We start from the raw sequence: 25,009 nt of genomic DNA, 5'->3' as shown, positions 1-25,009 counted from the left end.
CTCAGTCGGCCGGCCGACCCTGACCCCATGACCGAGACGCTGCTCCGCGACCCCCTCCGGGAGATCCGTCCCGGCGACCGCTGGCTGGTCGCCGTCGCCCACCCCGACGACGAGTCCTTCGGCTGCGGCTCGACGATCGCCCGCGCCGCGGCCGCCGGGGCCGAGGTGACGGTCGCCTGCGCCACCCGCGGCGAGGCCGGGGAGCTGCCGCCCGGGGCGCCCGACTGCGGCGACCTGGGCGCGGTGCGGGAGGCCGAGCTGCACCGCGCCGCCGCCGCACTCGGGGTGGCGCGCGTGGAGCTGCTCGGCTACCGGGACTCCGGCTTCGACGGCCCGCCGCCGCCCGGGTCGCTGTGCGCGGCCGACCCGGCCGCCGTGGCCGCCGTCCTGGCCCGGCTGGTCGCGGACCTGCGGCCCACGGTCGTGATCGTCCTGGACGGCAGCGACGGCCACCGGGACCACCTGGCGGTGCGGGCCGCGGCGCGGGCAGCGCTCGCCGGGCCGGGCGGCCCCCGCCCGGCCCTCTACGAGCACTGCCTGCCCAACGCCCTGATGCGCGGCTGGCTCGAGGAGATGCGCTCGCTGCGGCCGGACACCGCCTACCACGCGCTGGACCCGGCCACGCTGGGCCGGCCGGACGACGAGGTCACCGACGTCCTCGACGTCAGCGGGGTGCTGGACCGGCGGGAGGCCGCCATCGCCGAGCACCGGTCGCAGGCCTCGCCGTTCGACGGGCTCAGCGAGCCGCTGCGCCGGGCGTTCCTGACGACCGACCACCTGGCCCGCGTCCCCCTCGGGGAGCACACTGCCTGACGCGACCGCTGCAAGCAGATCGCAAGCGGGCCTCCAGACGGCGGCGGCACAGTGACCGCACCCCGTTCCCACGCACCCCGGAGACTGCGATGACGCTCCCCGCCTCCACCCGCCCGGCCATCGACCGCCCCGCGGGCGCCGTCGTGCCCACTCCGGCGCTCCGGCACGCCGGCTGCTACTGGGACCACGAGCAGGCGGGCTGGGTGCGGTACGCACCGGTGCCCGCGCCCCGGCCGGCCCAGGACTGACGAGGCCCCCCGCAGGTCCCCCCGCGAGCGGTGGGGGCAGGGGGTACTCCGTCAGGCGCCCCGGCGGGCCCGGAGCTTGGCGAGCGCCTCCTCGAGGAGCGCGTCGCCGTCGGCGTCGCTGCGCCGCTCGCGGACGTAGGCGAGGTGGGTCTTGTACGGCTCCGTGCGCGGCGCCGGCGGCGGGGCCGCCTGGTCCTGCCCGGCGGGCAACCCGCAGCGTGGGCAGTCCCAGAACTCGGGGACATCGGCGTCGGAGGCGAACGCCACCCGCGTCTCGTGCCCCTGCGTGCACCAGTAACCGATGCGGCGGCGCGGAGCGGTCTCGCCGCGCTCGGCCTCACCCATCGGCCCTGCGCCGACCCGCGTCCCCCGGATCGCGTTCCCACCAGCCACGAGCGCCCCCTGTGCGTCCCCAGGTGATCGCGACCCCGGACGGGCCGCGCGCGCAGTCTAGGGCTTGGACGTCGCGATTCCGGTCACGTTTTGCGCGCGGGACCGTGCCGCGCGCGCCGCCGGACCCCCGGAGCTGCGGCTCAGACCTTGAGCAGGATGCCCAGGCCCACGATGCAGACCGCCCAGATGAGGGCGGTGAAGATCGTCAGCCGGTTCAGGTTCTTCTCGACCACGGACGAGCCGGCCAGCTGCGAGGAGACCGCGCCGCCGAACATCGAGGACAGGCCCCCGCCCTTGCCGCGGTGCAGCAGGATCAGCACCACGAGGAGCACGCTGGTCAGCACCAGCAGCACGTTGAGGACCAGCTCGATCATGCATCGAGGGTAACCGACCGCTCGCGCACCCCCGACCGACGCGGCCGAGACCGGCTGTCAGCGGCTCTGCCACCCGTCCGCATCCGCGCCCTGGTCCGCTCCTCGCTCGCCGGCGCTCGCTGCGATGCTCCCAGGGCTGTCAGCGGCTGTGCCACCCGTCCGCATCCGCGCCCTGGTCCGCTCCTCGCTCGCCGGCGCTCGCCGCGATGCTCCCAGGGCTGTCAGCGGACTCCGGCGGTGGCCAGGTCGTAGGACGTGTAGGCCGACATCACCACGCCGTTGCGCAGCCGCTGACCGGCCAGCAGCTGCACCCGGGTCTCGGTCAGCGGCACGTACGCGCCGGTGGCGGTGGCCGCGGTGGCGACCTCGCTCCAGGCGGCCCGGGCGGCCCCCGGGTCCCCAGCCGCAGCGCGCGCGGCGTCGATCAGCCCGTCGACGGCGGGATCGGCCAGGCGCGCGAAGTTGGTGTTGCCCACCGGGCTGATCGACCGGCCGTCGACCAGCGGCTCCAGGAACGAGCCGGGCGTCGGGACGTCCGCCGTCCAGGTGGCCAGGACGATGCCGAACCCGTTGGCCGCCACGTTGTCGGGGTTGCCGACGTCGGTGGCGTAGAAGCTCGGCGCGGCCAGCGGGCGCACCTCGACCTGGATGCCGATCTCGCCCAGCTGGCCGGCGATCTCGTCGGCCACCGCGACGCTGGTGGTGGCGTCCGGGACGGCGAGCACCGTGCGGAAGCCGTCGGGCTGCCCGCAGGTGGCCAGCGACTCGCGGGCCGCGGCGAGGTCCGGCTCGGGGTCGGACTCCTCCGGCCCGCCCTCGAGGGCGCGCGGCCACAGCTGTGAGGTGCGGACGGCGTTGACCGCCCCGCCGAGCCGCTCCTGCACCGCCCGGCGGTCGATCGCGGCCGCGACCGCCGCCCGGCACGCGGGGTTGTCCAGCGGGGCCACGTTGGTCGGGAGGGCGAGCAGCCGCACCACCCCGCTGGTCACCTCGTCCACCCGCTCGGTGACCGGCACCTCCCCGCCGGCGCCCTCGGCCAGCCGTGCCGTCGTCGCCGCCTGCACGCCGGTGCCGGAGACGTCGACGTCGGCGGACCCGGCGAGCAGGGCCTGGTCGCGCTCCACGCCGGTCAGCCCGGTGCGCACGATCACCCGGTCGGGCAGCGCGGTGCGGACGTCGTCGGTGGCGCCGTCCCACTGCGGGTTGCGGTCGAGCACGATGCCGGTCACCGGGTCCACCGAGCTGATCGCGTACGGGCCGGAGGACACCGGATCGCGGCCGTAGTCGCCGGCGGTGTCGTTCTCGATCGGCACCGGGCTGCTGGAGGGCAGCGCCATCACGTACGGGAAGTCCGGCTGCGGGCTGCGCAGCCGGAAGGTGATCGTCCGGTCGTCGGGAGTCTCGACCGCCGCCAGCCCCAACTTGTCGGGCGCCTCGTCCTGGTAGGGCCCGGCGTAGGGGTTGCCCGGGTCGTCCAGCAGCTCGACGACCTGGGTGGGACCACCCACGACCACGTCGGAGGCGAAGGACCGTTCGATGCCGTACTTGACGTCGCGCGAGGTGATCGGCCGGCCGGTCTCGAACCGGGCGCCCTCGCGGAGGGTGAACGTCCAGGTGGTGCCGCCGTCGGGGCTGGTGCCCAGGTCGGTGGCGAGGTCGGCGACGAGCTGGTCGCTGCGCCCCGGCTCGGTGGAGAAGGTCACCAGGGTGCGGGTGTAGAGCCGCATGAGGTTCCACACGCCCGGCAGGTACGAGCGCTGCGGATCGAGGCTGTCCACCTCGCCGGTGACCACCCGGAGCGTGCCGCCCGCGGTGTCCGACGGCGCCCGGACACCGGTCAGGCCGGCGTCCGGGCCGCCGCCCTGGACGGGCACGCCCGTGTCGCCGTCCCCGCTGCTGCAGCTGACGGCGACCGCGACCACGAGCAGGACGGCGGCGGCGATGCCGACGACCCGGCCCCCGGTCCCGCGGGCCCAGGCCGGTCCCCGACTTCGCGTGCTGTCCACCTACCCGCTCCCCGCCTGCCGGCGGCGGCGGTCAGCTGCCGTCGGCGGCTGTCCGACAGATCTGCGTGAACTCGTCGGCGTCCAGGCTGGCGCCACCCACGAGTGCACCGTCGACGTCCGGCCCGGCCAGGATCCCGGCCGTGTTGGCGGCCTTCACCGACCCTCCGTACAGGATACGGACGACAGCGGCCGTCTCCGGGCCTAAACGCTCGGCGAGCCGCGTCCGCAGTGCGCCGCAGACCTCCTGCGCGTCCTCCGGGGTGGCGACCTCGCCGGTGCCGATCGCCCACACCGGCTCGTAGGCGATGACGATCCCGGTGCCCCCGCCCGGCGTGGTGACCTGCTCGGCGGTCAGCCCCTCGAGCGCCGCGTCGAGCTGCGCCGTGCAGTGCGCGACGTGCGTGCCGGCGCGGCGGACGTCGAGGCCCTCCCCCACGCAGAGGATCGGCACCAGGCCGTGCCGCAGCGCCGCCTGGACCTTGCTGGCCACGACCGCGTCGTCCTCGCCGTGCATCGCCCGCCGCTCGGAGTGGCCGACGACGACGTAGGCGCAGGCGAGCGCGGCGAGCATCGCCCCGCTGACCTCACCGGTGTACGCGCCGGAGTCCTGCACGGAGAGGTCCTGCGCGCCGTAGCCGACCTCCAGCTTGTCGCCGGTCACCAGCGTCTGCACGCTGCGCAGGGCGGTGAACGGCGGCAGGACGACGACCTCGGCGGCCTCGAGCTCGGGCTCCTTGAGCGAGAAGGCGAGCTTCTGCACCAGCCCGATGGCCTCGAGGTGCGTCATGTGCATCTTCCAGTTGCCGGCGATGAGGGGACGGCGCCCCTCCCGCCGCGCGGCGGTGCCCTTGCGTGCCATCAGGCGTCCCCTCCGTCGGCGAGCACCGCGAGGCCCGGCAGCTCCCGGCCCTCGAGGTACTCCAGCGACGCGCCGCCGCCGGTGCTGATGTGGCCGTAGGCGGCCTCGTCGAGGTCCAGCTGCCGCACCGCGGCCGCGGAGTCGCCGCCGCCGACGACGGAGAGCCCGTCGATGGCCGCGACCGCCTGCGCCACGCCGCGGGTGCCGGCCTGGAAGGGCGCCAGCTCGAACACGCCCATCGGGCCGTTCCAGAAGACGGTGCGGGCGCCGCCGAGCTCCGTGCCGAACACCTCGACGGTGCGCGGTCCGACGTCCAGGCCCATCTGCCCGTCCGGGATCTCCTCGACCCCGACCGTGGTCGTCGCGGCGTCGGCACTGAACTCCGGGGCGCAGACGACGTCGACCGGCAGGACGATCCGGTCCCCCGCCTCGTCCAGCAGCCGGCGGCAGGTGTCGACCTGGTCGGCCTCCAGCAGCGACTTCCCGACGCCGTGGCCCTGGGCGGCCAGGAAGGTGAAGCACATCCCGCCGCCGACCAGCAGCCGGTCGACCTTGGGCAGCAGCGCCTCGATGACGGCGAGCTTGTCGCTGACCTTGGAGCCGCCGAGCACCACGACGTAGGGCCGCTGCGGATCCTGGGTCAGCCGGGTGAGGACGTCGAGCTCCTGGGCCACCAGCCGGCCGGCCACGTGCGGCAGCCGCTGGGCGACGTCGAACACCGAGGCGTGCTTGCGGTGCACCGCGCCGAACGCGTCGTCGACGTAGACGTCGGCCAGCGCGGCCAGCCGGTCGGCCAGCTCGCCCCGCTCGGCGTCGTCCTTGGAGGTCTCGGCGGCCTCGAAGCGGACGTTCTCCAGCAGCAGCACGTCACCGTCGGCGAGGCCGGCGGCCCGGGCCCGCGCGTCGTCCCCGGCGACGTCGGTGGCCAGGGGCACCGCGGTGCCGAGCAGCTCGCCGAGCCGCTCGGCGACCGGGGCGAGGGAGAACTGCGGGTCCGGGGAGCCCTTCGGGCGGCCGAGGTGGGCGGCGACGATCACGCGGGCGCCGGCGTCCCGGAGCGCCTGCACGGTGGGCAGGCTGGCCCGGATCCGGCCGTCGTCGGTGATCGCGCGGGTGCTCTTGTCGAGGGGGACGTTCAGGTCGGCGCGCACGAGCACGCGCCGGCCCGAGACGCCCTCGGCGAGCAGGTCGTCGAGGGAGCGCATCGTCAGAGGGACTTGCCCACCAGCGCGGTCAGGTCGACGAGGCGGTTGGAGTAGCCCCACTCGTTGTCGTACCAGCCGAGCACCTTGACCATCGGGCCGAAGACCTTGGTCAGCTTGGCGTCGTAGATGCACGACGCCGGGTCGGTGACGATGTCGGAGGAGACGATCGGCGCGTCGGTGTAGGTGAGGTACTTGCCGAGCGGGCCGGCCGCCGCCTCGCGGTAGGCGGCGTCGATCTCCTCCGCCGAGGCCTCCCGGTTCACGGTCACCGTGAGGTCGGTGGCCGAGCCGGTGGGCAGGGGCACGCGCATGGCGTACCCGTCGAGCTTGCCCTTGAGCTCGGGCAGCACCAGCCCGATGGCCTTCGCGGCGCCGGTGGACGTCGGCACCATGTTGAGCGCGGCGGCGCGGGCGCGGCGGAGGTCCTTGTGCGGACCGTCCTGCAGGTTCTGGTCGGCGGTGTAGGCGTGGATCGTGGTCATCAGGCCGCGCTCGATGCCGAACGCGTCGTTGAGGACCTTCGCCAGCGGGGCCAGGCAGTTCGTGGTGCAGGACGCGTTGCTGATGATCGTCTGCGAGCCGTCGTAGAGGTTGTCGTTGACGCCCATGACGATCGTGATGTCGTCGTCGCTGGCCGGCGCGGAGATGATGACCTTCTTCGCGCCACCGGCGTCGACGTGCTTGCGGGCGTCGGCGGCCTTGGTGAAGAAGCCGGTGGACTCGACGACGACGTCGACGCCCAGGTCGCCCCACGGCAGGCTGGCCGGGTCGCGCTCGGAGAGCACCTTGATGGTGTTCCCGCCGACCTTGATGCCCTCGCCGTCGGCGGCGACGTCGTCGGCCAGCTTGCCGAGGATGCTGTCGTACTTGAGCAGGTGGGCGAGGACCTCGGGGCTGGTGAGGTCGTTCACCGCCACGATCTCGATGTCCTGGCCGCTGGCCGCGGCGGCCCGCCAGAAGTTGCGGCCGATCCGGCCGAATCCGTTGATGCCCACGCGCACGGTCACTGCAGACCTCCGATGTCGGTCGACGCTGTCAGTCGGGGCCGCGAGACCGCGGCCTCGCTCCGGCGACGACCCTAGCGGTCGCGGGAGGCCGGGGCGCGGGCCGCCCGGAGAGGCGACCCGGGCCCACGGAGGCGGCCCCTCCAGGGTCCCGCTGGAACGGCCACCCTCCAGGGTCCCGCGCCGAGCGAGGCGTGGGGGGAAGGGTGGTCCTCCTACTGGGCGAGCATGTCCTCGGTGACCACCGACTCGGTGTCGGGGATGCCGAGGTCCTTGGCCCGCTTGTCGGCCATCGCCAGCAGCCGGCGGATCCGGCCGGCCACGGCGTCCTTGGTCATCGGCGGGTCGGCGCGCTGGCCGAGCTCCTCCAGCGAGGCCTGGCCGAACTCCAGCCGCAGCCGGCCGGCTACCAACAGGTGCTCCGGGGCGTCGCCGGCGAGGATCTCCAGGGCGCGCTCCACGCGGGCGCTGGCGGCCACCGCAGCGCGGGCCGAGCGGCGCAGGTTGGCGTCGTCGAAGTTGGCCAGCCGGTTGGCCGTCGCCCGGACCTCGCGGCGCATCCGCCGCTCCTCCCAGGCCAGCACCGCGTCGTGCGCGCCCATGCGGGTCAGCAGCGCGCTGATCGCGTCGCCGTCCCGGACGACCACCCGGTCGGCGCCGCGCACCTCCCGGGCCTTGGCGGCGATGCCCAGCCGCCGCGCCGCGCCGACCAGGGCCATCGCGGCCTCGGGACCGGGGCAGGTGACCTCGAGCGAGGAGGAGCGGCCGGGCTCGGTGAGCGAGCCGTGGGCGAGGAAGGCGCCCCGCCAGGCGGCCTCGGCGTCGTTGATCCCGCCGGAGACGACCGACGGCGGCAGGCCGCGCACCGGGCGACCGCGCTGGTCGACCAGCCCGGTCTGCCGGGCCAGCCCCTCGCCGTGCTTGGCGATCCGGACGAGATAGCGGACGCCGCGGCGGATGTTGCCGCCGGCGAGCACGCTCACGCCGCTGGTGTAGCCGTAGACCTCGCTGATGTCACGGCGCAGCCGGCGGGCCACCGAGCCGGTGTCCAGCTCGGCCTCGATGACCACGCGGCCACCGACGATGTGCAGCCCGCCGCTGAAGCGCAGCAGGGCGGTGACCTCCGCCTTGCGCTCGGAGGTCTTGGTGCACTCCACCCGCGACAGCTCGTCCTTGACCATGGCCGTCATCGCCATGCCGTCCACCCCCACGTTCCCCCGGGGTTACCAGGCCCCATGTGCGACGTCCCCTCTTCTTCCCCTCGTACCGTCACCGGTACTCGGCGTTGCCGTACCCGGCAGCTCCCTTCCATGCCCTACGCCTCCCCGACGGCGGACCCGAGCGCCGCCGCCAGGCGGGCCGGGTCGTGCCGCGGAGCGCCGTCGAGCTCGGCGACGGGAGCCAGGACCAGCTCCGCGCCGCACTCACGCACCGCAGAAAGGAGACCACAGCGGTCAACAACCGAGTCGACATCGGCAATCACCGTGTGCAGCGCCACTCCGCCCAGATGGGCGCGCAGCACCGCCAGGTGCTCCTCCGGCGAGAAGCCGTCGGTCTCCCCCGGCTGCGGTTCCAGGTTGAGGACGACGACCACGCGGGCCCTGCTGGCGGCCAGCGCGGCCCGCAGCCGGGGCACCAGCAGGTGCGGCAGCACGGAGGTGTACCAGGAGCCGGGACCGAGCGACACGACGTCGGCCGCGGCGATGGCGTCGAGCACCGCGGCGCTCACCGGCGGGTCCGGCGGGGAGACCAGGATGTCCCGCACCCGGCCGGGCGTGCTGGCGATGGCCACCTGCCCGCGGATGGTGCGGGTGCGGGCCGGGTCGTCGGGGTCGGTGCTCTCCACCCGCGCGACGAGGTCGAGCGGGACGTCGGCCATCGGCAGCACCCGGCCGCGGGCGCCGAGCAGCCGGCAGAGGTCGTCCAGCGCCGCGACGGCGTCCCCGTCGTGCAGCTCGGTCAGGCCGGTGAGCACGAGGTTCCCCACCGGGTGCCCCGCCAGCACGCCGGTGCCGCCGAACCGGTGCTGCAGCAGCGCCGCCATCCGGCGGGTGTCCTCGGCCTGGTCGGCCAGGGCGGCCAGCGCCATGCGCAGGTCCCCCGGCGGCAGCACCGGCATCTCGCGGCGGATCCGGCCGGAGGAGCCGCCGTCGTCGGCCACGGTGACCACGGCGGTGAGCGCGGGGGTGATCCGTCGCCACGCGGCCAGCGCGGCGGCCAGGCCGTGCCCACCGCCGAAGGCGACAACGCGGGGCGGCCGCCCGGACGACGCCTCCGGACCCTCGGGTGCGGCGCCCACTACTCGCGGCCCAGGTCGCGGTGCTGGACGGCCGCCGCGACGCCGTCGGCGGTCAGCCGGCGGGCGAACTCCTCGGCGATCGCCACGCTGCGGTGCTTGCCGCCGGTGCAGCCGACGGCGAGGGTCAGGTAGCGCTTGCCCTCCCGCCGGTAGCCGGGGATCAGCAGCCGCAGCACGTCGAGGTAGCGGTCGAGGAACGCTCCGGCGTCCTCCTGGCCGAGGACGTAGTCGCGCACGTCCGGGTCCTGACCGGTGTGCGGGCGCAGCTCCGGCAGCCAGTGCGGGTTGGGCAGGAAGCGGGCGTCGATCACGAGGTCGGCGTCCAGCGGAAGCCCGTACTTGAAGCCGAAGCTGAGCACCGTCGCGGTGAGCGGTGGCGCCTGGCCCTCGTGGGCGAAGGAGTTCTCCAGCGTGGCGCGCAGCTGGTGGACGTTGAGGTCGCTGGTGTCGACCCACAGGTCGGCCTCACCGGCGATCCCGGTCAGCAGTGCGCGCTCGGCGGTGATCCCGTCGATGAGCGTGCCGCCGTCCTGCAGCGGGTGCTCGCGCCGGTTGGACTCGTAGCGGCGCACCAGCACCTCGTCGCGGGCGTGCACGTAGACCACCCGCGGCCGGTGGCCCACCTCGGCCAGCACCCGGATCGCCTCCTGCAGGTCGCTGGAGAACGCCCGGCTGCGCACGTCGACCACGGCGGCGAACCGGCGGACGTCGCCGCGCGCGCCCAGCTCGACCATCGGCAGCAGCAGCGCCGGCGGGAGGTTCTCCACGACGAAGAAGCCGAGGTCCTCCAGCACCCGGCCGGCGCTGTTCTTGCCGGCGCCGGACAGCCCGGTGACGACGACGACGTCCAGCGGCTGGGTCTCGGTCGACGTCGGGTCGATCGGCGGCGGCACGTCGGTGTGCGGGTGCCCGGGCGCGCCCGGCGGCGTGCCGAGGACGCCGCCGCCGGACGCGCGGGTCAGCTCGCTCACGAGGCCACACGTCCGACCTCGGCCGTGGCACCGGCGTCGGGTCGGGGCGTGCCGCGATCGGCGGGCCCCTGCGGCGCGGTGGTCGTCGCCACGACGTCGTCCGAGGCGGCGTCGGGAGCCGGCGGTGTCTCCGCCGGCTCCGCGACCGCGGCCTGCACCGCCTCCGCCGTCCGACGTCCGATGCCGGGCACGGCCATGAGCTCCTCGACCGTGGCCGCGCGCAGCCGCTTGAGGGATCCGAACTGCTTCATCAACGCCTTCCGCCGCGTCTCCCCGAGGCCGGGGACGTCGTCCAACAGGGAGACCAGCATGCCGGTGGACCGCTTCTGCCGGTGATAGGTGATGGCGAACCGGTGGGCCTCGTCGCGGACCCGCTGCAACAGGTACAGCGCCTCGGAGGTGCGCGGCAGGATCACCGGGTCGCGCTCGTTGGGCAGCCACACCTCCTCCATCCGCTTGGCCAGCCCGCAGACGGCGACGTCGACGACGCCCAGTTCGTCCAGCGAGCGCGCGGCCGCCGCCACCTGCGGCGCACCGCCGTCGACGACGAGCAGGTTCGGCGGGTACGCGAACCGGCGCGGCCGGCCCTCCTCCGCGGCGACGCCCTGCTCGTCCCGACGGTCGGCCTCCTCCTTGAGGTGCCGGGCGAACCGCCGCCGGACGACCTCGGCCATCGCCGCGGTGTCGTCGGTTCCGTTGGTGACGCTGAACCGGCGGTAGTCGGACTTCTTCGCCAGGCCGTCCTCGAAGACCACCATCGAGGCCACCACGTTGGTGCCCTGGACGTGGGAGACGTCGATGCACTCGATGCGCAGCGGCGCGTCGGGCAGCTCGAGCGCCTCCTGCAGCTCCGAGAGCGCCAGGGACCGGGCGGTGAGGTCGCTGGCCCGCTTCACCCGGTGCCGGGCGAAGGCCTCCTTGGCGTTGCGCTCCACCGTCTCCAGCAGCGCCCGCTTGTCGCCGCGCTGCGGCACCCGCAGCGAGACCCGCGAGCCGCGGAGCTCGCTGAGCAGGTCGGCGTAGACGTCGGCGTCGTCGGGGAGCTCGGGGACGAGCACCTCGCGGGGCACGGCCTCCCCCGCCTCGCCGACGCCGGTCTGCTCGTCGACCCCGCCGTAGACCTGCAGCAGGAACTGCTCGACCAGCTCGCCGGTGGTGACCGCCTCCACCTTGTCGACGATCCACCCGCGCTGGCCGCGAACCCGCCCGCCGCGGACGTGGAAGACCTGCACCGAGGCCTCGAGCTCGTCCTGGGCGAAGGCGACGACGTCGGCGTCGGTGCCGTCGCCCAGGACGACGGCCTGCTTCTCCAGGGCCCGCCGCAGGGCCCCCAGGTCGTCGCGCAGCCGGGCGGCCTTCTCGTACTCCATCGCCTCCGCGGCGGCGGCCATCTCCCGCTCCAGCCGCTTGACCATCTGCTCGGTGCGGCCGGCCATGAAGTCGCAGAAGTCGTCGACGATCTCGCGGTGCTCCTCGGCGGAGACGCGGCCCACGCAGGGCGCGGCGCACTTGCCGATGTAGCCGAGCAGGCACGGCCGGCCGATCTGCCCGGCCCGCTTGAAGACGCCGTTGCTGCAGGTGCGCGCGGGGAAGACCCGGGTGAGGGTGTCGAGGGTCTCGCGGATCGCCCACGCGTGCGCGTAGGGGCCGAAGTAGCGGACGCCCTTCTTCTTCGGCCCGCGCATGACCTGCAGCCGCGGGTACTCCTCGTTCAGCGTCACGGCCAGCGACGGGTAGCTCTTGTCGTCGCGGTAGCGGACGTTGAACCGCGGGTCGAACTCCTTGATCCAGTTGTACTCGAGCTGGAGCGCCTCGACCTCGGTGCCGACGACGGTCCACTCCACGCTGGCCGCCGTCGTGACCATCTGGCGGGTGCGCGGGTGCAGGCCGGCGACGTCGGCGAAGTAGCTGTTCAGCCGCTGGCGGAGGCTCTTGGCCTTGCCGACGTAGATGACCCGGCCGCCGGGGTCGCGGAACCTGTAGACCCCCGGCGACTCCGGGATGCTGCCGACCGCCGGTCGGTACGTGGACGGGTCCGGCATGGAGCCCAGGTTAGGTCGGGGGGACGACGGTCCGCCCACCCCGGGGCGCGGGAACCGTCACAGGGACCACACGGATGTGATTCCGCCGCCCGCCCGGCCGTTGACAGCCCCGCCGCCCGGGTCCCAGCCTGGTTCCGCACGGGGGCAGGCGAGAGGGCCCCTCCATGGGTGCACACGTCCGTGCGGGCGACCGGCAGATCTGGACCGAGCAGGTCGGGCAGGGGCCCGACGTCCTGCTGATCGGTGGTCTCGGCGACACCGTCGAGTCCTGGCAGTTCCAGCTCGACGGCCTGGCCGACCGCTACCGGCTGACCGCCTTCGACAACCGCGGCGCCGGGCGGACCCCGATGCCGGCCGAGGGAGCCACCGTGGCGGGGATGGCCGACGACGCGGCCGCCGTCCTCGACGCCCTCGGCATCGGGTCCGCGCACGTCGCGGGCTTCTCGGGTGGCAGCCTCATCAGCCAGGAGCTGGCACTGCGCCGTCCCGACCTGGTCCGCAGCCTGGTGCTGCAGAGCACGTGGGCGGCGCTCGATCCGTACTTCCGCGCATGGGGACACTTCGTCGAGTGGCTGGTCGACAACGCCTCCGACGAGCGCACCTTCCTCGAGTCGTTCTTCCTGTGGATCTACACGCCCCGCGCGCACAACGACGGCACCGTCGCAGCCTTCATCGACGAGGTGGTCGCCTTCCCCCACAAGCAGTCGGCGGAGGACGTGCACCGCTTCCTCGCCGACATCTGGCACTACGACAGCACCGAGCGGCTGCCCGGCATCAGCGCGCCGACGCTGGTGCTGGCGGGGGGTGTCGACCCCACCGCACGACCGCACCTCGGCCGGGCGGTCGCCGACCTGATCCCCGGGGCGCGCTTCGAGGTGTGGGAGACCGAGTCACACCAGCCCTTCCAGGAGGTCCCGGACCGGTGGAACGCCCGCGTGGACGCGTTCTGGCAGGAGGTCGCGGCCCGCGCCGGGACGCCGCACCCCCGGGCGGCGGACGACGAACACCCGTCGCCGGACCGGCCCCCGGCACCCTCCGCCCGCGGCGGTTGACCGGCCCGCCCACCGCGGCGCCGGAGAGAGGAGGCCGGAGATGGGCCGGCACATCCGGGTCCGGGAGCTCGACATCTGGACCGAGCAGGTCGGGCAGGGGCCTGACGTCCTGCTGATCGGCGGCGCCGGGGACACCGTCGAGTCATGGCAGTTCCAGCTCGACGGGCTGGCCGACCGCTACCGGCTGACCGCCTTCGACAACCGCGGCGCCGGGCGGACGGCGATGCCCCGCGGCCGGGTGAGCGTGGCCACGATGGCCGACGACGCCGCCGACGTCCTGGACGGCCTCGGGATCGCGTCGGCGCACGTGGCGGGGTTCTCCGGCGGCAGCATCGTCAGCCAGGAGCTGGCGCTGCGCCGTCCCGACCTGGTGCGCAGCCTGGTGCTGCAGAGCACCTGGCCGGTGCCGGACCGCTACCTGAGCACGTGGCTGCGGTTCGTCCAGCGGCTGGCGGCGGTCGACTGGAGCGAGCGCGACTTCCTCGAGGGCTTCTTCCTCGACATCTACACGGCACGGGCGCACGACGACGGCACCGTCGCGGCCTTCATCGAGGAGGTGCTCGCCTTCCCGCACAAGCAGGCGCCGGAGGACCTGCAGCGCTACCTCGACGCGTTCCTCGACCACGACGGCACGGCGGGGCTGCCCCGGATCACGGCGCCGACGCTGGTGCTCGCCGGTGGGGTCGACGTGGTCGCCCGCCCGCCGCTGGGGCAGGCCGTCGCCGAGGCGGTCCCCGGGGCGCAGTTCGAGGTGTGGGCGACCGAGGCGCACCAGCCCTTCCAGGAGGTCCCCGACCGGTGGAACGCCCGCGTCGACACGTTCTGGCAGGAGGTCGAGGCCGGCATCGGGACGCCGCACCCGCGGGCGGCGGACCACGACCGCGCGGCGCCGGCCCGCCGGGAGGGGTGACGCTCAGCCGGGGATCCGGCCGTCCAGCCAGGCCAGCAGGTCGCCGGTCACCTCGTCGCGGTTGGTCTCGTTGAAGACCTCGTGGCGGGCGTCGTCGTAGACGTGCAGCTCGACCGGCAGGCCCCGGGCCCGGAGCAGGTCGGCGAGTGCGGTGACCTGGCCGGCGTCGACCCCGCCGACCGGGTCCCGGCTGCCGGCCAGCAGCAGGACCGGCAGTCCGTCGGGGATCGTCGCGAGCGCGTCGGGGGTCACCGATCCGACGGCCAGGCCGAAGACGCCGGCGGCGTAGCCCGCGGTCAGCGGCATCTCGTCCCCGCACAGCGGGTCGGTGACGTACGCGTCGACCTCGGCGGGGTCGCGGGAGAGCCAGTCGAAGCGGGTGCGGGCCGGCTCGAAGGCCTCGTTGAAGGCGCCCAGCGCGTCGAGGGCGTGCTCGCCGGCTCCCGCCGCGACGGCCTCGTCCAGGGCGGCGACCGTGTCGGCGAGGTGCGGGGCCACCCCGACCGGCCCGGACAACACCAGGCCGGCGAGGTCGCCGCCGTCCCGCTCCGCGGCGGCGAGCGCGACGATCGAGCCCATCGAGTGGCCTACGAGCACCCGTGGCACGCCGGGCTGCTGCTCGGCCATCACCCGCTGCAGGGCCCGGACGTCCCCCAGGAGGCTGTCCACCCCGGCGCCTCCGGAGCCCCCGAACCGGCCGACCCCGCTGCTCTCCGCCGTCCGGCCGTGTCCCCGGAGGTCGAGGGCGTACACGGCCAGGCCGCGGCCGGTCAGCGCCGCCGCCAGGCGGCCGTACCGGCCGGAGTGCTCCGAGGCGCCGTGGACGATCTGGACGGTGCCGCGGACGTCGCCGTCGGGCAGCCAGCGCCGGTAGACCAGGCGGACGCCGTCGGGGGCCTCCAGCTGCCGCAGTTCGTCTGACGTCGCCGTCATCGGGGGGCCTCTCCAGGTGGGTTCTTCACCGCCAGGACCGGGCAGTCGACGTCCAGCAGGATCCGCTGGGCGGCGCTGCCCATGAGCAGCTTGCCCACCGCCGAGCGCTTGCGCAGCCCGATGACCAGCAGCTCCGCCCCGGTCTCCTCGACCACGGCGGCCAACTCCTCGGCCACGTCCCTCCCCCGGACCGGCTGGCGGACCTCGAACACGACCCCGGCCGCGGCGAGGTCGGTGTGCAGCCGCTGCAGGCGGTCGCCCTGGAGGAACTCCTCGTCGACGAGCGCGTCCCCGCGCGAGCTGTTGACCACCACCAGCCGCGCGTCCCGCCGCTGGGCCTCGACGACGGCGTGCTCCAGCGCCGCCTCACCCCGCGGGTTGGCGACGACGCCCACCACCACGACCCCGCTCACTCAGCCCTCCCCTCCCTCGCGGTTGGCCGCCGCGGTGTCGCGGTGGCGCAGCTCGCCGCTCTCCTGCACCTCCTCGGGGGTCGCGCGGCGGCCGCGGACGACGCGCAGCACGATCGGCACGACGAGCGCCAGGAGGGCCAGCAGCAGCACGATCCGGCTGAACCAGGTGTCGACGAGGACGCTGAGGTCCCCGCCGCTGATGGCCAGGGCCCGCCGGAGGTTGGTCTCGGCGATCGGCCCGAGGATCAGGCCGATCACCGCCGGCGCCACCGGCCAGCCGTAGCGCCTCATGACGAACCCGAGCCCGCCGAGCAGGAGCAGCAGCACGAGGTCGAGCGGGTCGGCGTTCACCGCGTAGCACCCGAGCGAGGCGAACAGCAGGATGCCCGCGTACAGGTACGGGCGCGGGATGCGCAGCAGCTTCACCCACACGCCGGCCAGCGGCAGGTTGAGCACCAGCAGCATCGTGTTGCCGATGAACAGGGCCGCGATGAGGGTCCAGACCAGGGTGGACTCGGTGGTCAGCAGGGTCGGGCCCGGCTGGATGCCGTAGCCCTGGAACGCGGCCAGCAGGATCGCCGCCGTGGCCGACGTCGGCAGCCCGAGGGTGAGCAGGGGCACCAGGACGCCGGCGGCCGCGGCGTTGTTCGCCGCCTCCGGCCCGGCCACGCCCTCGATCGCGCCCTTCCCGAACTGCTCGGGGTGCTTGGTCAGCTTCCGCTCGGCGGCGTAGGAGAGGAACGTCGGGATCTCGGCGCCGCCGGCCGGCAGCGCCCCGAACGGGAACCCGAGGGCGGTGCCGCGCAGCCACGGTTTCCAGGAGCGGCGGAGGTCCTCCCCGGTCATGTACCGGCCGGACGCCGCCATCACCTCCACGGGCCCGTGCCGCAGCCGGGAGGCGACGTAGAGCGCCTCCCCGACGGCGAACAGGGCCACCGCCACGACGACGACGTCGATGCCGTCGTTCAGCTGCGGGACGCCGAGGGTGAAGCGCTCCTGCCCGGTGAGGACGTCGGTGCCGACCAGCCCGAGGTAGAGCCCGATGCCGAGGGAGGCCAGGCCGCGCAGCGGGGACGCACCGAGCACCGTGGCCACCGCGACGAAGGCGAACACGGCCAGCGCGAAGTAGTCCGCCGCGGTGATCCCGATGGCGAGGTCGACGACGACCGGCGCCACCAGGGCGAGCAGCAAGGTGGCGATCGTGCCCGCCACGAAGGAGCCGATCGCCGCGGTCGCCAGGGCCGCGGCCCCACGGCCGGCCTTGGCCATCTTGTTGCCCTCGAGCGCGGTCATGATCGAACTGGCCTCGCCGGGGGTGTTCAGCAGGATCGACGTCGTCGACCCGCCGTACATGCCGCCGTAGTAGATGCCGGCGAACATGATGAACGCGCTGGTCGGCTCGAGGACATAGGTGACCGGCAGCAGCAGGGCCACCGTCATCGCCGGACCGATGCCGGGGAGGACGCCGACCGCCGTCCCCAGCAGCACGCCGATGAAGGCGAACAGCAGGTTGATGGGGGTCAGCGCGTCCGCGAAGCCGCCGGCGAGGTCGGAGAGCGCGTCCATCTAGAACCAGCCCGTCGCCAGCTCGAGGAGCGTCCCGCCGGGCAGCGCCACGTTCAGCGCCTTGACGAAGACGATCCAGACGACGATCGAGGTGATCCCCCCGACGATCAGCGGCCGGACGATGCCCCGGGCACCGAGGGCCCAGGCGACCGTGCCGAACATCAGGGTGACCGCCAGCGGCCAGCCGACGACGTTGATCAGCAGGGCGTGGGCCAGGAAGGCGACGGCGATGATGCCGACCGCGCGCCAGTCCGTGCCGACCGTGAGGTCGACGTCCTCGCTCTCGTCGGCGGGCCCCCGGTCGCCGCGGAACACCCGCACGCCCAGCGCCAGCGCGGTGGCGATGATCAGGCCGCCGACGAGGTAGGGGAAGAACCGCGGTCCGACGTTGCTCGCCGATCCGGGCACGGCGATGCTGCCGGCGTCCAGGACGAGGTAGACGCCGAGCGCGCCCAGCAGGACGGTCAGCGCCAGCTCGCCGTTGTTCCGGCCGGTCTGCTCCGGCGCGGGCGTCGCGGCCGGTGACTCGTCGCCGCCCGGCGGGGCGGGCGCGGGCTCCCGCGCGCTCACTGCACCAGGCCGATCTGCACCAGGATCTCGCGCACCCGCGTCTCCTCCGCGGCGAGGAACTCGCCGTACTCCTCCCCGGTGAGCAGCAGGTCGTCCCAGCCGTTGTTCTCCAGCGCCTCGGCCCACTCGTCGCTGTCATGCGTGTCGACGACCAGCTGGATGAGGTCCTCGCGGGCGGAGTCGCTCATGCCGGGGCGGGCCATCACGCCACGCCAGTTGGACACCTCGACGTCGAACCCCGACTCGATCAGCGTGGGGACGTCGGGGACCTGGTCGCTGCGCTCGGCCGTGGAGACCGCCAATCCCTTGAGGTCGCCGGAGGCGACCTGCGGCCCGTAGTCGGCGGTGCCGGAGATGCCGGCCGTGACCTGGCCGCCGAGCAGCGCCGACAGCGACTCACCCCCGCCGGAGTACGGGATGTAGTTGATCTGCCCGGGGTCGATGCCGGCGGCCACGGCGAGCAGGCCGGCGAGGATCTGGTCGGTGCCGCCGGCCGAGCCGCCGGCGATCGGCGTCGCGGCGGGGTCGGCCGCCCAGACCTCGACGAAGCCGGCGATGTCGTCGAACGGCGCATCGGCCGGGGCGACGATCAGCTCGGTCTCGCCGATCAGCCGGGCGATGGGCGTGACGTCGGTGAGCCGGGTGGACGAGTCGTTGGTGTCGACGGCGCCGACCATGACCAGCCCCATCATCATCAGCAGGGCGTCGTCGTCCTCCCGGCTGAGCTGGCCCAGGCCGATCACCCCGCCGGCGCCCTCGACGTTGAACACCTGCACGTTGCGGGCCAGGCCGCTGCTCTGGATGGTCCGCTGCATCACGCGGGCGGTCGTGTCCCAGCCGCCGCCGGGGCTGGCCGGGGCCATGATCCGCAGCCGGGAGAGGTCGCCGGGCTGGACCACCGTCCCCGCGCAGGACGCCAGCGCGCTCAGGGCCGGCGCGGCGACGAGGCCGGCGAGGAGGGATCTTCGGGTGAGCACGGCTGCCGGCCTCCCGGGGACGTGACCGCGGTCACCTGCACCCTAGCCGCGCACCGCCCAGCGCGTCAGCCGGACGTCCGGGCCCCGGAGCCGCCCGGTGGGGGACGGCTCCGGGCCCGCCTCAGCTGGCCTTCTTGCGGACCCGCTTCTTCGGCGCGGCCGCGGCGGCGACGGCGTCCGGGTCGAGGATCTTCGCCAGGTACCGGCCGGTGTGGCTCTCCGGCACGCCGGCGACGAACTCCGGCGGCCCCTCGGCGACGACCGTGCCGCCGCGGAACCCGCCCTCGGGGCCCATGTCGATGAGCCAGTCGGCGCTCTTGATCACGTCGAGGTTGTGCTCGATGACGACCACCGAGTTGCCCTTGTCGACCAGGCCCTGCAGCACCAGCAGCAGCTTGCGGATGTCCTCGAAGTGCAGGCCGGTGGTCGGCTCGTCGAGGACGTAGATGCTGCGGCCGTTGGAGCGCTTCTGCAGCTCGCTGGCCAGCTTGACCCGCTGCGCCTCGCCGCCGGACAGCGTGGTCGCCGGCTGGCCCAGCCGCACGTAGCCCAGGCCGACCTCCGTGAGGGTGCGCAGGTAGCGGGCGATCGCCGGGATGGCCGCGAAGAAGTCGGCCGCCTCCTCGATCGGCATGTCGAGGACCTCGGCGACGGTCTTGCCCTTGTAGTGCACCTCGAGGGTCTCCCGGTTGAACCGGGCCCCCTTGCACACCTCGCACGGCACGTAGACGTCCGGCAGGAAGTTCATCTCGATCTTCAGGGTGCCGTCGCCGGAGCACGCCTCGCAGCGTCCGCCCTTGACGTTGAACGAGAACCGGCCGGGCAGGTAGCCGCGCATCTTCGCCTCGGTGGTGCTGGCGAACAGCTTGCGCACGTGGTCCCAGACCCCGGTGTAGGTGGCCGGGTTGGACCGGGGCGTGCGGCCGATCGGCGACTGGTCGACGTGCACCACCTTGTCGAGGTGCTCCAGGCCGGTGACGGTCCGGTGCCGGCCGGCGACCATCCGCGCGCGGTTGAGCTGGTTGGCCAGCGTCGTGTACAGGATGTCGTTGACCAGCGTGGACTTGCCGGATCCGGACACCCCGGTGACCGCGACGAAGCAGCCGAGCGGGAAGGTGACGTCGACCCCGCGGAGGTTGTGCTCGCGGGCGCCCTTGACCACCAGCTCCCGGCCGGGCGTGAGCTCGCGCCGGACCTTCGGGATCTCGATCGCCATGCGCCCGGACAGGTACGCCCCGGTCAGCGAGCGCTCGCTCGTCATCAGGTCGTCGAGGTGGCCGCTGACGACGATCTCGCCGCCGTGCTCACCGGCGCCGGGGCCGATGTCGACGATCCAGTCGGCGACCTTGATCGTGTCCTCGTCGTGCTCGACCACGATCAGGGTGTTGCCCATGTCGCGCAGCCGGACGAGCGTCTCGATCAGCCGGGTGTTGTCGCGCTGGTGCAGCCCGATCGACGGCTCGTCGAGGACGTACAGGACGCCGACCAGCCCGGACCCGATCTGGGTGGCCAGCCGGATCCGCTGCGCCTCGCCACCGGCGAGCGTGGCGGCCGGCCGGTCGAGGGACAGGTAGTCGAGGCCGACGTCGACGAGGAAGGACAGCCGGGCCTGGATCTCCCTGAGGACGCGGTCGGCGATGGCCCGCTCCCGGTCGCCCAGCTCGAGCCCGCCGAGCCACTCGGAGGCGTCACCGATGGAGAGGTTGGTGACCTCGGCGATCGAGCGTCCGTTGAGCTTGACGGCGAGGATCTCGGGCTTGAGGCGGGTGCCGTGGCAGACGGGACAGGGCACGTCGCGCATGTAGCCCTCGTACTTGTCCCGCGCCCAGTCGCTGTCGGTGTCCTCGTGTCGGCGCTCGAGGAACGGCATCACGCCCTCGAACGCGGCGTAGTAGCTGCGCTCGCGGCCGTACCGGTTCTTGTAGCGGACGTGCACCTGGTCCGGGGAGCCGTGCAGGATCGCCTTCTGCGCCTTGGCCGGCAGCCGCTCCCACGGGTCGTCCATCGAGAAGCCGAGCTGCTGCGACAGCCCGGAGAGCAGCCGGAGGAAGTACTCGTTGGTCATCGAGCTGGCCCACGGGGCGACCGCGCCCTGCGCGAGGCTCTTCTCCGGATCGGGGATGACCAGCTCGGGGTCGACCTCCTTGCGGGTGCCGATGCCGGTGCACTCGGGGCAGGCGCCGAACGGCGAGTTGAAGGAGAACGACCGGGGCTCGAGCGCCTCGAACGACAGCCCGTCGTCGACGCAGGCGAGGTGCTCGGAGTAGGTGCGCTCGCGGTGCGGGTCGTCGTCGGGGAGGTCGACGAAGTCGAGGACGACGAGCCCGCCGGCGAGGCCGAGGGCGGTCTCCACCGAGTCGGTCAGCCGGCGCTTGGCGCTCTCCTTGACCGTGAGCCGGTCGACGATCACCTCGATCGTGTGCTTCTCCTGCTTCTTGAGCTTCGGCGGCTCGGTCAGCGGGTGCACGGTTCCGTCGACCCGCACGCGGGAGAAGCCCTGGGTCTGCAGCGAGCTGAACAGGTCGACGTACTCGCCCTTGCGGGCGCGGACGACGGGCGCGAGCACCTGGAAGCGGGTGCCCTCCTCCATCTCGAGGACCTGGTCGACGATCTGCTGCGGCGTCTGCCGGGAGATCGGCTTGCCACAGTTGGGGCAGTGCGGCTGGCCGGCCCGGGCGTAGAGCAGCCGCAGGTAGTCGTAGACCTCGGTGATGGTGCCGACGGTCGAGCGGGGGTTGCGGTTGGTCGACTTCTGGTCGATCGAGACCGCGGGCGACAGGCCCTCGATGAAGTCGACGTCGGGCTTGTCCATCTGGCCCAGGAACTGCCGCGCGTAGGCCGACAGCGACTCGACGTACCGGCGCTGGCCCTCGGCGAAGATCGTGTCGAAGGCGAGGCTGGACTTGCCCGAGCCGGAGAGCCCCGTGAACACGATCAGCGCGTCGCGGGGGAGGTCGAGGTGGACGTCCTTGAGATTGTGCTCGCGGGCGCCGCGGACGACGAGGCGGTCCATGTGATCCCTGTCGGTCGTGCTCGGTGGAGGCCAAGCCGGTGGGGTGCTGCCGTGCGGGTGGTGCGGGGACGCCGGGCCCGGTCGCGCGCCGACGCCGGCCGCGGCGGCGGTGCCGGGCCGGTCTTGCTCAGGCGGGTGCTGGGACCGGTGGTGCAGTCGGGTCGAAGACCGGCGCGTACCGGCGCCACGGCTGTCGCCGCTCCAGCTCTCCGGCGACCCAGAGTAGTCGCGTCTCGGCTCCTGGGGGGCCGGCGAACTGGACGGCCAGCGGGTGCCCCTCGGGCCGGGTGCCGGCGGGCAGGACCAGCGCGGGCAGGCCGGCCAGGTTCCAGGCCGCCGTCCACGGGGCCCAGCGGGCGTTGGCCGTCACGTTGGCCAGGAACGACCGCTCGTGCCACGGCCGGGCGGGCAGGGGCGGGCCGGTCGTCACCGGGCTGAGCAGCAGGTCGACGTCGGCGAAGAAGGCGCTCATGCGCTGCCGGAAGCGGTCGGCGGTGGCCGGCCGGACCAGGCCGGCGGCGCGGACCGCCCGCCCGATGCGGGCGTGCGTGCGGCTGCGCGGCTGGAGGTCGGCCAGGTCGATGCCGAGGTGCTCGGCGTCGTTCGCCGCGCCGGCCATCCACCGCGCGACGGCTCCGGCCGCGGCACCCGGGCTGACCGGTGGATCCCTGCGGACGACGGTGTGCCCGGCGGCGGTGAGCAGTCCCACGACGGCGTCCACCGCCGCCCGCGCCGGGCCGTCGGCGCGGATCCCCGGCAGCGGCGACCGGGTGCTGACCGCGACGCGCAGCGGCCGATCGGGGGCGACCGGCGGTGCCGGCTCCTCCCCCGCCATCACGGCGTGGGCCAGCGCGAGGTCGGCCACCGTCGTCGCCAGCGCGCCGTTCTCCGCCATGCCCGACCAGTCGTCGGCGCCGATCCCGGCGGGGACGACGCCGCGGCCCGGCTTGAGCGTGACCAGGCCGCAGGCGGCCGCCGGGAGCCGCAGCGAGCCCAGGCCGTCGTTGCCGTGCGCCAGCGGGACCGCACCCGACGCGACCGCCGCCGCGCTGCCCCCGGAGCTGCCGGCCGGCGAGCGGGCGGTGTCCCAGGGGTTGCGGCTCACCGTGCCGGGGCCGTCGGTGGAGGCGTAGAGGCACAGCTCGGGGGCGCGCGTGAGGCCGACGACGACCGCGCCGGCGGCGCGCAGCCGGGCCACGACGGGGTGGTCCTGGGCCGCCGTCCGGCTCGGGCAGGCCGGCGAGCCGTCGGTGCAGGCCTCGCCGGCGACGTCGACGTTGTCCTTCACCGCGATCGGCACCCCCGCCAGCGGGAGTGATCCGCGGTCGGGAGCGGCGTCGACGGCAGCCGCCTCGGCCAGCGCGGCCTGCCGGCGGACCACCCGGAAGGCCCCGACGCGGGCCTCCACCTCGTCGAGGTGGGCGAGGTGCGCGCGCACCACGTCGACGGCGGACAGCTCCCCCGCACGCACGCGGGCGGCCAGCTCGGTGGCGGGGAGGCCGACGATCGTCCGGCCCTCGGCACCGACCGGCAGACCTCCGCTAGCGTCCATGCCGAGGACCGTAACCGCGGCCGCCGACACTCTCGAACGGAGTCCAGGATGAGCTCGGGGACCTACACCGGCGACGTCGAGGTGGGCGGGCCCGCCGACGTCCGGGAGCTGCCGGGGCTGACCATCAGCAAGCTCGCGGTGAGCGAGATGGCCAACAACGCCTACCTGCTCCGCTGCGCCACGACCGGCGAGGCGCTGCTGATCGACGCGGCCGCCGAGCCCGACGCGCTGCGCACCCTGATCGGCGACACCGACCTGCGCACCGTCGTCACCACGCACGGGCACTGGGACCACCACCGCGCCCTCCCCCAGGTCGTGGAGGCGACCGGCGCGACCACGGTGGCCCACCCGGCGGACGCCGGCGACCTCCCCGTCCCGGTGCAGCGGCCGGTCGAGCACGGCGACACGGTGACCGTCGGCGCGCAGACCCTCGAGGTCGTGCACCTGCGCGGGCACACACCGGGCAGCATCGCGCTGGTCTGGCACGGCCCGGACGACGCCGGCACGCACGTCTTCACCGGCGACAGCCTCTTCCCCGGCGGCGTCGGCAACACCCAGAAGGACCCGCAGCGGTTCGCCAGCCTGATCGACGACGTCGAGCAGCGGCTGTTCGGCACGCTGCCCGACGACACCTGGGTCTATCCCGGCCACGGCAAGGACACGACGCTCGGCGCCGAGCGCCCGCACCTCGGGGAGTGGCGCGCCCGCGGGTGGTGATCCGGTGACCTTCCGGGCCGACGAGGTGGAGTTCCTGCGGTCCCACGGGATCGCTCGGCTGGCGACGCTGGGTGTAGACGGTCAACCCGACGTCGTACCGGTCGCCGTCGAGTTCGACGGTGCGCACTTCTGGGTCGGCGGCGCCGGGGCGAGCGTCCTGCGGACCCGCAAGGTCGGCAACGTGCGGGCCGGACGTCGCAAGGTCGCCCTGGTGGTGGACGACCTGCCCTCCTTCGACCCGTTCATCGCGCGCGGGATCCGGGTCTACGGCGTGGCCGACGGTCCGGTGGAGCGGGTCGGAATGGTGGGTCCGGGTCTGTACCTGCGCATCACCCCCCAGGTCTCCTGGAGCTGGAACATGGCCGGCGAGCCGGTCGGCGCCACCTGGTACGAGACGAGACGGACAGTCCACGACAGCTCAGCGAGCGGAGCCGACGACCTGAGCTGACTGCTCGACCCTCTTCCCCGGGGGTCCAGGGAGGACATCGAACCCGACGGACCTCACGTCGCTGATACACGACCTCGAGGCGCGGAGCTTTGGCCGTCTCGACGACGCGACGTGGTTCTAACCCGGCCACGTGAAGAACAGCACCCTCGGCGCCGAACGGCCCCAGTTCGGAGAGTGGCGCGTCCGAGGGGATGACCGTAAAGGCGGCCTAATCCGAAAATGACCTCAGCTGGGCATGGGGGCAGCGCCCGGGGGCTGTCCGGGATTGTTGCTGGTGAGCTGATCGACTGATTCAGGCTGCTGGGTTGAGGGTCACGGTGTAGCCGAGCTCCTGCAGTTCGCGGACGTGCTGGCGGATCTTGCGCTCGGCATTGGTTCTCGAGGCGTAGTAGTCGGCGCCGAGGTCGACGAACTGGGCGTCTTCGTCGGAGAGCAGGGCCCAGACGATGACGAGGATGGAGCGGCCGATCGCCACGATCGCGCGGTTCTTGCCTCGTCGGCGGGCGATGCGTCGATAGCGCTCGCCGAGGAAGGTGTCGGTGCGGGCGGCGCCGATCGCGGCCTCGCCGAGCACGCGAGCGAGGTAGCGGTTGCCCTTGCCGCTGGCCGCTTTGCCGGTCGGGCGGCCGGCAGATTCGTTGACT

23 protein-coding genes and 1 pseudogene are annotated in these 25,009 nt (G+C 74.0%); 6 read left to right on the top strand and 18 right to left on the bottom strand.

All coding sequences use genetic code 11. The annotated features are described in order from the left end of the window. Window positions 1–27 precede the first annotated feature (27 nt). On the top strand, window positions 28–813 hold the full coding sequence (locus tag MY520_RS21210) for a PIG-L deacetylase family protein (RefSeq protein WP_436694552.1): 786 nt from the start codon (window positions 28–30) through the stop codon (window positions 811–813). A gap of 89 nt (window positions 814–902) precedes the next feature. Further along, the gene (locus tag MY520_RS21205) at window positions 903–1,061 is read left to right on the top strand and encodes a hypothetical protein (protein WP_436694551.1); all 159 of its coding nucleotides are present in this window, start codon (window positions 903–905) and stop codon (window positions 1,059–1,061) included. A 51-nt stretch (window positions 1,062–1,112) separates the two neighbouring features. Here MY520_RS21205 and MY520_RS21200 read toward each other — a convergent pair whose 3' ends face one another. The 10 genes from MY520_RS21200 to uvrC form a co-directional block, all read right to left on the bottom strand. Further along, window positions 1,113–1,454: an RNA polymerase-binding protein RbpA gene (locus MY520_RS21200; protein ID WP_436694550.1), complete on the bottom strand. Its 342-nt coding sequence runs from the start codon at window positions 1,452–1,454 to the stop codon at window positions 1,113–1,115. Window positions 1,455–1,594: 140 nt separating this feature from the next. Then, window positions 1,595–1,828, bottom strand: coding sequence for a preprotein translocase subunit SecG (gene secG, locus MY520_RS21195; protein WP_436694549.1), 234 nt, complete (start codon window positions 1,826–1,828; stop codon window positions 1,595–1,597). 221 nt (window positions 1,829–2,049) lie between these two features. Further along, complete coding sequence (locus MY520_RS21190) at window positions 2,050–3,834, bottom strand: ABC transporter substrate-binding protein (RefSeq protein WP_436694548.1); 1,785 nt, start codon at window positions 3,832–3,834, stop codon at window positions 2,050–2,052. Between the two features lie 31 nt (window positions 3,835–3,865). Beyond that, a complete protein-coding gene (gene tpiA, locus MY520_RS21185; protein ID WP_436694547.1) occupies window positions 3,866–4,693 on the bottom strand; it encodes a triose-phosphate isomerase in 828 nt (275 codons plus the stop codon). Continuing rightward, a complete protein-coding gene (locus tag MY520_RS21180) occupies window positions 4,693–5,898 on the bottom strand; it encodes a phosphoglycerate kinase (protein ID WP_436694546.1) in 1,206 nt (401 codons plus the stop codon). Before MY520_RS21180 ends, tpiA begins: the two co-directional genes overlap by 1 nt. A 2-nt stretch (window positions 5,899–5,900) precedes the next feature. Then, complete coding sequence (gene gap, locus MY520_RS21175) at window positions 5,901–6,905, bottom strand: type I glyceraldehyde-3-phosphate dehydrogenase (RefSeq protein WP_436694545.1); 1,005 nt, start codon at window positions 6,903–6,905, stop codon at window positions 5,901–5,903. Window positions 6,906–7,117: 212 nt separating this feature from the next. Further along, entirely contained in the window at window positions 7,118–8,098 is a 981-nt protein-coding gene (whiA, locus tag MY520_RS21170) for a DNA-binding protein WhiA (protein ID WP_436694544.1), read from the bottom strand. A gap of 119 nt (window positions 8,099–8,217) precedes the next feature. Further along, window positions 8,218–9,201, bottom strand: a complete 984-nt coding sequence (locus tag MY520_RS21165; protein WP_436694543.1) for a gluconeogenesis factor YvcK family protein — start codon at window positions 9,199–9,201, stop codon at window positions 8,218–8,220. After that, window positions 9,201–10,172: an RNase adapter RapZ gene (gene rapZ / locus MY520_RS21160; RefSeq protein ID WP_436694542.1), complete on the bottom strand. Its 972-nt coding sequence runs from the start codon at window positions 10,170–10,172 to the stop codon at window positions 9,201–9,203. The genes MY520_RS21165 and rapZ overlap by 1 nt, the downstream gene beginning before the upstream one ends. Continuing rightward, window positions 10,169–12,214, bottom strand: coding sequence for an excinuclease ABC subunit UvrC (gene uvrC / locus MY520_RS21155; protein WP_436694541.1), 2,046 nt, complete (start codon window positions 12,212–12,214; stop codon window positions 10,169–10,171). Before uvrC ends, rapZ begins: the two co-directional genes overlap by 4 nt. Window positions 12,215–12,378: 164 nt before the next feature. Between uvrC and MY520_RS21150 the strand changes: the two genes are divergently transcribed. Together MY520_RS21150 and MY520_RS21145 are read left to right on the top strand one after the other, a co-directional pair. Next, window positions 12,379–13,266, top strand: a complete 888-nt coding sequence (locus MY520_RS21150; RefSeq protein WP_436694540.1) for an alpha/beta fold hydrolase — start codon at window positions 12,379–12,381, stop codon at window positions 13,264–13,266. 40 nt (window positions 13,267–13,306) lie between these two features. Next, window positions 13,307–14,176: an alpha/beta fold hydrolase gene (locus MY520_RS21145; RefSeq protein ID WP_436694539.1), complete on the top strand. Its 870-nt coding sequence runs from the start codon at window positions 13,307–13,309 to the stop codon at window positions 14,174–14,176. Between the two features lie 3 nt (window positions 14,177–14,179). On the opposite strand, the gene MY520_RS21140 is transcribed toward MY520_RS21145, so the two are convergent. The 7 genes from MY520_RS21140 to MY520_RS21110 form a co-directional block, all read right to left on the bottom strand. Then, window positions 14,180–15,109, bottom strand: coding sequence for an alpha/beta fold hydrolase (locus tag MY520_RS21140; protein ID WP_436694538.1), 930 nt, complete (start codon window positions 15,107–15,109; stop codon window positions 14,180–14,182). Then, window positions 15,106–15,522: a universal stress protein gene (locus MY520_RS21135; RefSeq protein WP_436694537.1), complete on the bottom strand. Its 417-nt coding sequence runs from the start codon at window positions 15,520–15,522 to the stop codon at window positions 15,106–15,108. The genes MY520_RS21140 and MY520_RS21135 overlap by 4 nt, the downstream gene beginning before the upstream one ends. Next, complete coding sequence (locus MY520_RS21130; RefSeq protein ID WP_436694536.1) at window positions 15,523–17,088, bottom strand: tripartite tricarboxylate transporter permease; 1,566 nt, start codon at window positions 17,086–17,088, stop codon at window positions 15,523–15,525. Then, on the bottom strand, window positions 17,089–17,658 hold the full coding sequence (locus MY520_RS21125) for a tripartite tricarboxylate transporter TctB family protein (protein ID WP_436694535.1): 570 nt from the start codon (window positions 17,656–17,658) through the stop codon (window positions 17,089–17,091). After that, the gene (locus tag MY520_RS21120; RefSeq protein WP_436694534.1) at window positions 17,655–18,635 is read right to left on the bottom strand and encodes a Bug family tripartite tricarboxylate transporter substrate binding protein; all 981 of its coding nucleotides are present in this window, start codon (window positions 18,633–18,635) and stop codon (window positions 17,655–17,657) included. The genes MY520_RS21125 and MY520_RS21120 overlap by 4 nt, the downstream gene beginning before the upstream one ends. Before the next feature lie 121 nt (window positions 18,636–18,756). Further along, window positions 18,757–21,648 carry an excinuclease ABC subunit UvrA gene (uvrA, locus tag MY520_RS21115; protein ID WP_436694533.1) on the bottom strand — a complete coding sequence of 964 codons (2,892 nt, stop codon included), beginning with the start codon at window positions 21,646–21,648 and terminating at the stop codon, window positions 18,757–18,759. Between the two features lie 127 nt (window positions 21,649–21,775). Continuing rightward, window positions 21,776–23,200 carry an amidase gene (locus tag MY520_RS21110; RefSeq protein ID WP_436694532.1) on the bottom strand — a complete coding sequence of 475 codons (1,425 nt, stop codon included), beginning with the start codon at window positions 23,198–23,200 and terminating at the stop codon, window positions 21,776–21,778. 48 nt (window positions 23,201–23,248) lie between these two features. Here MY520_RS21110 and MY520_RS21105 point away from each other — a divergent pair, with 48 nt between their 5' ends. Both MY520_RS21105 and MY520_RS21100 read left to right on the top strand, forming a co-directional pair. Further along, window positions 23,249–23,917 (top strand): MBL fold metallo-hydrolase, encoded by a 669-nt coding sequence (locus MY520_RS21105; protein ID WP_436694531.1) that lies wholly within the window; start codon window positions 23,249–23,251, stop codon window positions 23,915–23,917. Between the two features lie 4 nt (window positions 23,918–23,921). Then, a complete protein-coding gene (locus tag MY520_RS21100; protein ID WP_436694530.1) occupies window positions 23,922–24,365 on the top strand; it encodes a PPOX class F420-dependent oxidoreductase in 444 nt (147 codons plus the stop codon). A 292-nt stretch (window positions 24,366–24,657) separates the two neighbouring features. On the opposite strand, the pseudogene MY520_RS21095 reads toward MY520_RS21100, so the two are convergent. Further along, window positions 24,658–25,009, bottom strand: a pseudogene (locus MY520_RS21095) (IS110 family transposase); the annotation flags it as partial.

The organism is Geodermatophilus sp. CPCC 205506 (genome assembly GCF_051383635.1).
In the GTDB taxonomy this organism is placed as follows: Bacteria; Actinomycetota; Actinomycetes; order Mycobacteriales; family Geodermatophilaceae; genus Geodermatophilus.
This window is presented reverse-complemented; position numbering and strand designations above follow the sequence as displayed.